Below are 10099 nucleotides of genomic sequence, written 5' to 3' on the forward strand. Positions count from 1 at the left end.
CCAGGGCGACCACGACACCCGGCAGGGCGAATCCGGCGGTCACGACGACGTTGGTGGCGTGGGTCGTGGGCGCCGGACGATGGACCAGCAGCCACGACAGCGGCAACATCACCAGCACCGTCACGACCGCGGCGAGAGCGCTGACCGCAACCGTCGAGAGCGCCGACTCCGCCAGGCCGGCCCCGTCGAGAGCGGCGACGCCGGTGCGCCGGTCGGGGTCGGCGATCCCGCGCCCGGCCCAGTAGCCCAGCGTCGCCAGCGGCGCCGCCAGGGCGACCAGCAGGAACCCGGCAACGGCCGCGGCGACGGCCCATCGCCAGCGGCCCAGCGCCACGACCGCGGGACGCCGGTCGGACGTCGACGGGAAACGGTCCCGGCGGCGCCGGGCCAGGAACCGCTCCGCAGCCACGGCCCCGAGTGCCACCACGCCCAGCAGCAGCCCGTGGGAGACCGAGGTGGCTCGGTCGAAGAGCCGGTTGGCGTAGACCGAGCGGGTGAGCGTCTCGTAGCGCAGCAGGTCCACGGCGCCGAAGTCCGAGAGCGTGTACAGGAACACCAGCATCCCCCCGGCGGACACCGCGGGAAGCGTGGCCGGCAGCGTCACCGTGGCGAACACCGAAGCGGGCCGGCGCCCCAGCACCCGTGCGGCCTCCTCGTAGGCGGGATCCAGGTGGCGCAGGCGGGCGCGCGTGGGCAGGTACACGTAGGGGTAGGTGAACAGCGTGAGCACCAGCCAGGCGGCCCAGAACCCTCTAAGATGGGGCAGGTCGCCGGCCCCGAGGGGCGACAGGACGCGCTCGGCGAGGCCGCCTCGGGCCAGCAGCCCGATGAGCGCCGTCGCACCCACGAATGACGGGAACACCAGCGGCAGCGGCGCCAGCACCGACCAGAGCCGCCGGCCGGGCACGTCGAGACGGACCGTCACCCACGCCAGGGCCGTTCCCAGAACCATCGCCGCGGCCGTCACCGCGCCGGCCAGCAGCAGCGAGCGGCCGAGCGGCGCCCACGTCGCCCGCTCGGCGAGCACGCCGAGCACGTCGGAGTGCAGGCGGATGTTCTCGTAGGCGAGGTAGCCCAGCGGCACCGCGAAGAACGCCGCCAGCGGGGCGTCCCGGAACCACTCCGCCGGCTGAACCCGCTTGCGGGGACGCGCGAGCGGCGGTTCGCTCCTGCTAGAGCCCCTGGTTGCCCGCAGCGGAGCCATTGCGCCGGCGCGTCCCGTTGCGCGCCGATTCGGCCATCGCCGCGGCGCTGTAGGCCATCGTGGGCGGACCGTCGTAGGAGACGCCGACCTCGTCGCCCACTCGTAGCGGCGGCATCCGGCCGCTGCGAGCCAGGAGCACCAGGTCGCCGAGACGCACCTTGCACTCGGTGGCGTGGCCCAGCAGGCGGAGTTCTTCCACGGTGCCCACCGCCGCGACGCCGTTGCCGGGCGCCTCGAGGCGCAGATGCGAGGGCCGCACCAGCACCGATATCTCGCCGCTGCAGTCGCCGTGCACCGCCACCTCGCCCAGCGCCGTCACCGCGGCGCCGCCCGCCCCCACGGCGGGCAGGAAGTTGACGTCGCCCACGAAGCCGGCCACCCAGGGGGTGAGAGGCCGGGCGTACACCTCGTCGGGCGTGCCGCGCTGGCAGATCCTGCCGGCGGCCATCACCGCCACCTCGTCACCCATGACGAAGGCCTCGTCCTGGTCGTGGGTGACGATCACCGCCGTGGCGCCGAGCGATTGCAGCAGCACCCGGACCTCGCGCTGCAGGTCGAGCCGCAGGTTCGAGTCGAGCCCCTGGAAGGGCTCATCGAGCAGCAGGACCCGCGGCCCCGGGGCGAGGGCCCGCGCCAGCGCCACGCGCTGCTGCTGGCCGCCCGAGAGGGTGTCGGGCATCCGGTCCTCGAAGCCGGCCAGGTCGACGAGGTCGAGGACCTCCGCCACCCGCCGGGCCCGCTCGGGGCTCCGGGGCAGCCCATAGGCCACGTTCGCACCCACCGAGAGGTGCGGGAACAGCGAGCGCTCCTGGCCGAGCAGGCCGATGCGCCGGAACTCCGGGGCGACGTGGGTGCCCTCACCGGTGAGCAGGCGACCACCGAGGCGCACCTCGCCGGTGTCGGCGACCTCGAGCCCGGCGACGACGCGCATGAGCGTGGTCTTGCCGCAGCCGCTGGGCCCGAGCAGCGCCACGGTGCGGCCGCTCTCGACAGCCAGGTCGGCACCCCTCAGCACCTCGGCGGCACCGAACGACTTGCGGACCGCAGCCACCTGGAGATCCCGGAACTCACCGAGGTGGCCGTCGTCGTGCCTCCCGTTGCGGGGTTGGCGGTCGGTACCGGCTCGGCGGGGAGCCGTCCACCGGCGGGAAACACCACCGAGCACCCCAGGGGCATTAGGCACGCCTAATACCCTAGTTCGTTAGGCAACGTTTACAACTCGGCACCGGCGGTCCTCACCCGGACCGCGATCAGCGCACGATCCCGCTCTGGCGAATCAAGTCCTGGGTGCGCGCGAGACCGCCTCCGAGAACATCGAAGTCGATGGTCCCGCCGGCATCGCGGATGTCCAGCGGCGCCAGTTCGGGCAGCGGCGCCACGCCGGCGGCCAGCGGGTACTCGCGGGTCTCGGCGGCGTAGAACTCCTGTGCCTGCCGCGTCAGCATGAACTCCAGGAAGGCTTGCGCCGCGCCCGGCTGGTCGGAGGTCTCCAGGATCGCCCCTGTGGTCACGATCAACAGCGAGCCGATGTCGGCGGGATCGAAATGGTGGTTGACGCCGCGGGCGGCGGGATCCTCGGCAAGGAAGCGCAGCAGGTAGTAGTGGTTGACTAGGCCCATGTCCACCTCGCCGCGGATCACGGCGTCGGTGATGGCGGAATTCTTGGCGTAGTTGGGCGACCCGTTGGCGGCCATGCCCTCCAGCCAGGCCAGCGTGGCGTCGTCGCCCGAGCGAAACCGCATGGCCGTGATGAAGTCCTGGAAGGAGCTGTTCCCCGGCGCCACGCCGACGCGACCCGCATAGTCGGGATCGGTGAGATCGAGCACCGAGTCAGGCAGGTCGGCCTCGGCGACGAGGTCGGGGTTGTAGACCAACACCCTCCGTCGACCGCTGAGACCCACCCAACTGCCGTCGTCGGCCCGGAACCCCTCTCCGACGGCGTCCAGCACGCTCGCCGGCAGTTCCCGCAACCGGCCGGCGGTGGCCAGATATCCCATGGCGCCGGGGCTCTGGGAGATGAACACGTCGGCCGGCGAGGCGTCACCCTCGGTCTCGATCAGCAGGGCCAGGTCGGCCGACGAGCCGTACCGGACCTCCACCCGGATGTCACCGACCTCCTCGAACATCTCTGCCAGCGGTCCGATGAGGTCCTCGTTGCGCCCCGAATAGACGGTGATGGGATCGTCGGGCTCGTCATCGGAGCCGCAGGCGGCGGCGAGGAGGCCGACGGCGGCGACCAGCGCCAGCAGGCGGGCGGTGCGCCCGGCCCGCAGGCCGGCCTTGTGGGGGGGCTCGATCATGCGTCTCTCCGGGTTCCGGCGCATCCCTTCGAGTGGATGCAGCATGGTGTGTTAGGTAACCCTAACAGCCTACCATGAATTAGGCAACCCTAACAACGCTCCGGCGCGATGCAACCGCTTCGGGGATTCGATCGCGGCGAGGAGGACGGCCCGGAGGTTCACCCGCCGAGCGCTGTGGCGGCCTGCTCCAGCGGGTCGGGCAGCGGCTCGCCGGCGACCACGGTGAGGCGCTGCGTGGCCCGGCTGAGCGCCACGTACAGCAGGCGCATCCCTGCCGCCGCCTCGGCCACGATGCGCCGGGGCTCCACCACCACGGCCGCGTCCACCTCCAGGCCCTTGAGGGTGCGCGCCGAGCAGACCGACACCTGCATGCCGAGGGCGCGCCGGGCGGAGGTGCCGTGGGGCACGCCCGCGGCTGCCAGCGCCCCCGACAGCTCGGCGACCTGCTCGTCGGCGCAGATGACGGCCAGGTTCCCGGCCCCCACGTGGCCCAGTTCGTGGCGCACGGCGTCAGCCACAGCCGCGGCGAGCGTTCCGGGTCCGGCCGCCGGCAGGCGCACGATCCGGGGCGGCTCGCCGCCGGGGCGGGCGGCGCGCGGCGGCACCAGATCCGCCATCGCCGGGGGCAGGCAGGCGGCGGCGAAGCTCATGATCGGCTGCGGCACCCGGTAGCCGATCGTCAACTCGGCGAAGTTCGGCGGTGCCTCCGGCGAGACGAGATCCACCAGGCTGTCCCAGGAGTCGTGCGCCCAGGCGCTGGTGGCCTGGGCGATGTCCCCCACCAGCGTCAGCGAGCCGTTGAGCGAGCGGCGTCCCACCATCCGCAGCTGCATGGGCGAGAGGTCCTGCGCCTCGTCCACCACGATGTGGCCGTAGGTGCGGATGCGTCCGGCGTTGCCGCGGGGCGTCCGCGGCCCCAGCAGCATGCGGGCCTCGTCGAACAGCGGCACGTCGTCGCTGGTCCAGACCACGTCGTCGGCGTGCGCCCGGCGCGGGCGGTACAGGCCCGCGGTCTCGGCGTCGCTGAGCACGCCCGCGGCGGCGTTGGCCAGCAGCGCCCGGCTGCCGAAGAGGTCGTGCAGCAGGTGGGCGGGCGTGAGCTGGGGCCACATCCAGTCCAGGGCGCGGCGCACCTCCAGCGTCTCGCCCAGCGCGTCGGCCAGCTCGGCGGCGTCGGTGGGCCGCCGGACGCTGTCGGCCAGTGACTCGAAGAACGCCTCGACCACGAACCGGCGGCCGGCGTTGTGGGTGCGGGCCCGGCGCCGGGCGCCGGCCACGATGGCCGCACTGGCCCCCGTCGATAGCCGCAGGCGCCGCAGGCCGTAGTCCAGGACGAGGGGCTCCTGCAGGGCACGCTGGCGGGTCCGCACGGCGCGTTGCACGACGGTGGCCATGCGGGCGTCGCCCTTGGTGCGGGCCACCGGCTCGCTGTCGTGACCGCTGACCGGCACGTCCGCGAGCAGGTCGCCGAGCGTGGCGAGCCGCACCCCGGCCTCGCCCAGGGAGGGCAGGATCTGCTCGACGTAGGTCAGGAACACGGGGTTCGGACCGATCACCAGGACGCCCTGGCCCGAAAGCGGGAAGCGATGGGTGTAGATGAGATAGGCGGCCCGGTGCAGCGCCACCACCGTCTTGCCGGTGCCGGGCCCGCCCTGGACGATGAGGACGCCCGGCAGCGGGGCGCGGATGACGTCGTCCTGCTCGCCCTGGATGGTGGCGGTGACGTCGCCGAGCCAGCCGGTGCGTGGAGCCTCCAGGACCGCCTGCAGCGCCGGGTTGTCACGGAGGGCGCCGTCGGACCCGCCGTCGCCGTCGCCGTCCAGCCCGCCGGGCGGGAAATGCTCGTCGTCGAGCCCCAGCAGGCGGCTGCCGCGGCTGACGAAGCGGCGGCGCCGGGCCAGGCCCAGAGGCTCGCGGCCGGTGGCCCGGAAGAAGGGCTCGGCCACCGGAGCGCGCCAGTCGCACACCACGGCCGCCTGGTCCTCGTCCCACACCCCGATCCGGCCGACGTAGAAGGTCTCGGAACCATCACCGGCGTCGTCCGCGCCGGCGCCGCCCTCCCCGGCGTCGCCGTCACGGCGCATGTCGATGCGCCCGAAACAGAGCGAGCGCCCACCCAGTTCGAGCTGGCCGAGACGCTGGAACACCCGATGCTCCAGAACGTCGCGCTCGAAGCGGGCGGCATGGGTGCCGTCGCGGCCCGCGGCCACCCGATCCCAGAACTCCCGGATGCGCCGGCGGGTGGCCTCCAGACAGGCGTGGGCGTGGTCCACATAGGCCTGTTCGGCCTCCAGTTCCGACGCCGCCACACCGATCTCGCTGGTAGTGGACAAGAGATCCACCCTACCCGCGAGGCTGCGGCCCGGGTGGGGGTCGAAGCACCGCTCTGCTCCTTCACGGCAGGCCGAAGGCCCCAGCCCGACCCCCACCCTCACTTGCCGCCGACCCCCGAGGGAGGGGACGCCGGGGGGACGGCGCCGGATCGATTTCGCCAGACGATCCGCCGACGCCCACCGGCGGCCCCGACCGGACCGCTGCCCACTGGATTCCGGCCTCCGCCGGAATGACGCGACGTGGTGGCGGGGGTCGGTGCGGGTGGCGTCGGTAGGGTGACCGGCGTGGCGGCGGCGCTTGTGGACTCCCGTTTCCTGAGGGCCTGCCGGGGGCTGGCGACCGACCGGACGCCGGTGTGGTTCATGCGCCAGGCGGGCCGCTCGCTGCCCGAGTACCACCGCGCCCGCGGCGACACGACCCTCCTGGAGGCGGTGGCGCGCCCCGAGCTGGTCACCGAGCTGACCCTGCAGCCGGTGCGGCGCTACGGGGTGGACGCCGCGGTGCTCTTCTCCGACATCGTGGTGCCGCTGGAGGCGATCGGCTTCGGGGTGGACATCGTGGCCGGCGTGGGCCCGGTGATCGAGCGCCCGTTCGCCGGCCCTGCGGACCTGCAACGCCTGCGCCCGCCCGACGGCGAGGACCTGGCGCACGTCAACGAGGCCGTGCGACTGCTGGTCGGCGAACTGGAGGTGCCGCTGATCGGATTCGCCGGGGCTCCGTTCACGCTCGCCAGCTACGTGACCGAGGGCGGCCCCAGCCGGCACCACCCGCGCACCAAGGCGCTGATGCTCGGCGACACCGCGCTCTGGATGGACCTCGTGGAGCGCCTGGCGGACGTGGCGATCGCCTCGCTGGGCCAGCAGGTGGCCGCGGGCGCCGCCGCCGTGCAGTTGTTCGACAGCTGGGCGGGATGCCTGTCGCCGGATCACTACCGGCGCTTCGCCGCGCCCGCGAGCCGCCGGGTGCTGGCGGCGGTCGCCGAGTTGGACGTGCCCGCCATCCACTTCGCTGTGGGCACCGGCGAACTGCTGGCGGACATGGCCGTCGGCGCCGACGTGGTGGGGATCGATTGGCGGGTGCCGCTGGACGCCGCTCGCGCCCGGCTGGGCGAGAGCGTGGCGGTGCAGGGCAACCTCGACCCGGCCGCCTGCCTGGCACCCTGGGAGGCGGTGGCCACCGAGGCCCGCGCCGTGCTGGCCGCCAACGCCGGACGCCCGGGCCACGTCTTCAATCTGGGCCACGGCGTGCTTCCCGAGACAGATCCCGCGATCCTGGAGCGGCTGGTGGACCTGGTGCACCGCGAGGGCCGCAGCGCCGAACCGTGAACGCGGGACGCGGCCCCGCGCCGGTGCGGATCTGCGTGGTCGGGGCCGGGGTCTCGGGGCTGGCCGCCGCCTGGGAGGTCAGGACTGCGGCTCCGGACGCCGAGGTGGTCGTGCTGGAGGCGGCCTCCCGGCCCGGCGGCGTCATCCGGACGTCGCAGTTCGCCGGGCGGGCGGTGGACGAGGCGGCGGACGCCTTCCTGGCCCGGGTGGACGACGGCACCCGGCTCTGCGCCGAGTTGGGGCTGGCCGACGACCTCGTGGCGCCCGCCTCCGGGCAGGCCTTCGTCCACCTCGACGGGCAGCTCGTGCCGCTGCCCCCGGCGCAGTTCCTCGGCGTTCCGCTGGATCTCGAGAACCTCGACCCGAGGTTGCTGTCGCCGGCCGGGCGGGCGGCGCTGGCGGCCGACCTGAGCCGCCACGGCGAGATGAACGAAGGATTGTCCGCAGACGGGGCGGATTGCAGCGTCGGGGCGCTCATCCGCTCGCGGCTGGGCGACGAAGCGCTGGAGCGCCTCGTGGGCCCGCTGGTGGGCTCGATACACGCGGGCGACTGCGACCGGCTGAGCGTGCAGGCCGCGGCGCCGGCGCTGGCGGAGGCCGCCCGGCGCGACGCCAGCCTCATCCGGGCACTGCGGGATCGCCCCGCGGCGGGCCGGGGCGACGGAACGTCCCCCGAGCCGGTCTTCTGGGGGCTGCGGGGCGGGATGGAGACGCTGATCGCGGCGCTGGTCGAGCGCCTGGCGCCGGCGCTGGCGCTCGCAGAGCCCGCCCTGGCCCTGGAGGTGCGGCCGGACGGCGCCGGCCGGGCGATCCGGGCGGTGCGGACGCCGCAGCGATCCATCGACTGCGACGCCGTGGTACTGGCCGTCGGGGCAGCGCAGGCGGCACGGCTGGTTGCTCCCTGGGCGCCGGAGGAGGCTGCGCTGCTGGCGGCCACCGAGACCGCCTCGGTGGCCATCGTCACGCTGGCCTACGAGCCGTCGGCGGTGCCCGGCGACCCCGAGGGCAGCGGCTTCCTGGTCCCGGCCGGCTCGGAGCCGGCGATCACCGCCTGCTCGTGGGCGTCGGTGAAGTGGGCGCACCTCGGCGGCCCGGACGCCGGCAGCGCCGTGCTGCGCGTCTCGCTGGGGCGCCATGGTGACGACGCCCTCGTCAGCGAACCCGACGAGACGCTCGTGGCGGCCGCCCGAGCGGGCCTGGCGGCCACGATGGGGATCTCCGCCGCGCCGTCGGCGACACGCGTCTCGCGCTGGCTGGACGCCTTCCCCCAGTACGCCATCGGGCATCTGCAGCGGACCGCCGCGATGGAGGACATGCTGGAACCGGCAGGCGTGCTCTGCGCCGGCTCCTCGTACCACGGCATCGGCATCCCCGCCTGCATCGCCAGCGGCCGCCGGGCGGCCCGGAGGGCGCTGAGGCTGTCACGCGGCGGGGCGCGACCGTGAGCGCCGAGCCACCTCGCCCGGCGCCGGAATCCGGCGGTCCGGCGACGCGGCGTCGCGTCGAATCGCTCCGGCCCGGTGCGGGCATCGCCCTGGGCTGCCTCGCCGCCGGTGCCCTGATCTGCTTCTCGATGCCGCCGTGGGGTTTCTGGCCTCTCGCCGTCCTGGGCGTCGCCGCGCTGGACCGGCTGCTCGCCGGCCAACCGGCCGCCCGGCGCCTGCGCCGGGGCGGGCTCGTCTCGGCCGCCTGGCTGCTGGGGGCCACGATCTGGATGTGGGACTTCTCCCCCGGCGGCTACCTGGTCGCGAACCTCATCTTCTCGGCCTTCTACTGCGCCGGCTGCGCCCTGACGCCACCCGATCGGGGGCGCCGGCCGGCCCTGGTGGGCTGGCTGGTGCTGATCGGCTACCTGCGCTGGCGCTTCCCGTTCGGGGGCGTGCCGCTGGCCACGCTGGCTCACAGCCAGGCCGACGCCCCGCTGGCGGCCAGCGCCCGCCTGGGCGGGCCGCTGACCGTCGTGGCACTCGTGGCGGTGGCCGGCGTGTCCCTGTCGCTACTGGCGGAGCGGCGCTGGCGGGGTGCCCTGGCAGGGGCCTCGCTGATCGCCCTGGCGCTGGCGCTGGCCGCCGACGCTCCCCGGGGCCGCGACGTCGGGAGCCTGAAGGTCGCCGTGGTGCAGGGCGGCGGACCGCAACGCACCCGCGCCTCGGGCACCGACTTCAGGGTGGTGATGCAGCGCCACCTGGACGCCACCGCCGGCATCGCCGGGCCGGTGGACCTGATCGTGTGGCCCGAGAACGTCGTGAACGTGGACGGCCGGTTCGTCGACAGCCCGCAGCGGCAACAGCTCACCGAGTTGGCCAGGGATCAGCAGGCCTGGTTCGTGCCGGGCGTCGTGGAGGACGGCGAGCCGGGTGAGTTCTTCAACTTCTCGGTGGCCATCTCGCCCGACGGGGAGATCGTGGACCGCTACGACAAGGTGCGGCGCGTCCCGTTCGGCGAGTACGTGCCGCTGCGGTCGCTGTTCGAACCCGTGGCGGGCGGCATCCTGCCCAGCAAGGACGCCCGCGCCGGCACCGGGCCGGCGGTGCTGGACACCGGCGTGGGCCGCCTCGGCGTGCTCATCTCCTGGGAGATTTTCTTCGAGGACCGCGCCCGCGACGCGATCGGCAACGGCGGCACCGTCCTGCTGAACCCCACCAACGGCTCCTCCTACTGGCTCACCATCGTGCAGACCCAGCAGGTCGCCTCGTCCCGGCTGCGGGCGATCGAGACCGGACGCTGGGTGGTGCAGGCGGCGCCCACCGGCTTCAGCGCCTTCGTCAGCCCCGACGGCGACGTATTGGCCCGCACAGGGGTGAGCGAGCGGGCGGTGCTCGTGGCCGACATCGCCCCCCGGGAGGGCCGCACCTGGGCTCTGCGCGTCGGGCCGTGGCCGCTGCTGGCGCCGGCCGCCGTCGCCGTGGTGGCCGCCGCCGCGGCCGCCCGGCGGG

At 74.4% G+C, this 10099-nt stretch carries 7 protein-coding genes; 3 read left to right on the forward strand and 4 right to left on the reverse strand.

Going from position 1 to position 10099, the window contains the following annotated elements:
• The 4 genes from OXG55_14755 to OXG55_14770 all read right to left on the reverse strand — a co-directional run.
• The coding region (locus OXG55_14755) for an ABC transporter permease subunit (GenBank protein MCY4104498.1) at window positions 1-1204 on the reverse strand (1204 nt) is incomplete at its 3' end.
• Entirely contained in the window at window positions 1173-2387 is a 1215-nt protein-coding gene (locus OXG55_14760) for an ABC transporter ATP-binding protein (GenBank protein MCY4104499.1), read from the reverse strand. The genes OXG55_14760 and OXG55_14755, both read right to left, overlap by 32 nt.
• 67 nt (window positions 2388-2454) lie before the next feature.
• A complete protein-coding gene (locus OXG55_14765) occupies window positions 2455-3549 on the reverse strand; it encodes an iron ABC transporter substrate-binding protein (protein ID MCY4104500.1) in 1095 nt (364 codons plus the stop codon).
• Between the two features lie 113 nt (window positions 3550-3662).
• Entirely contained in the window at window positions 3663-5837 is a 2175-nt protein-coding gene (locus OXG55_14770) for a hypothetical protein (protein MCY4104501.1), read from the reverse strand.
• Between the two features lie 285 nt (window positions 5838-6122).
• Between OXG55_14770 and hemE the strand changes: the two genes are divergently transcribed.
• The 3 genes from hemE to lnt all read left to right on the forward strand — a co-directional run.
• A complete protein-coding gene (gene hemE, locus OXG55_14775; GenBank protein ID MCY4104502.1) occupies window positions 6123-7163 on the forward strand; it encodes a uroporphyrinogen decarboxylase in 1041 nt (346 codons plus the stop codon).
• Complete coding sequence (gene hemG, locus OXG55_14780) at window positions 7160-8608, forward strand: protoporphyrinogen oxidase (protein MCY4104503.1); 1449 nt, start codon at window positions 7160-7162, stop codon at window positions 8606-8608. Before hemE ends, hemG begins: the two co-directional genes overlap by 4 nt.
• Window positions 8605-10099 (forward strand): apolipoprotein N-acyltransferase (lnt, locus tag OXG55_14785; protein ID MCY4104504.1); only part of this gene is annotated, 1495 nt, incomplete at its 3' end. The genes hemG and lnt, both read left to right, overlap by 4 nt.

The sequence above is a fragment of the bacterium genome, from assembly GCA_026708055.1.
GTDB lineage: Bacteria > Actinomycetota > Acidimicrobiia > Acidimicrobiales > CATQHL01 > VXNF01.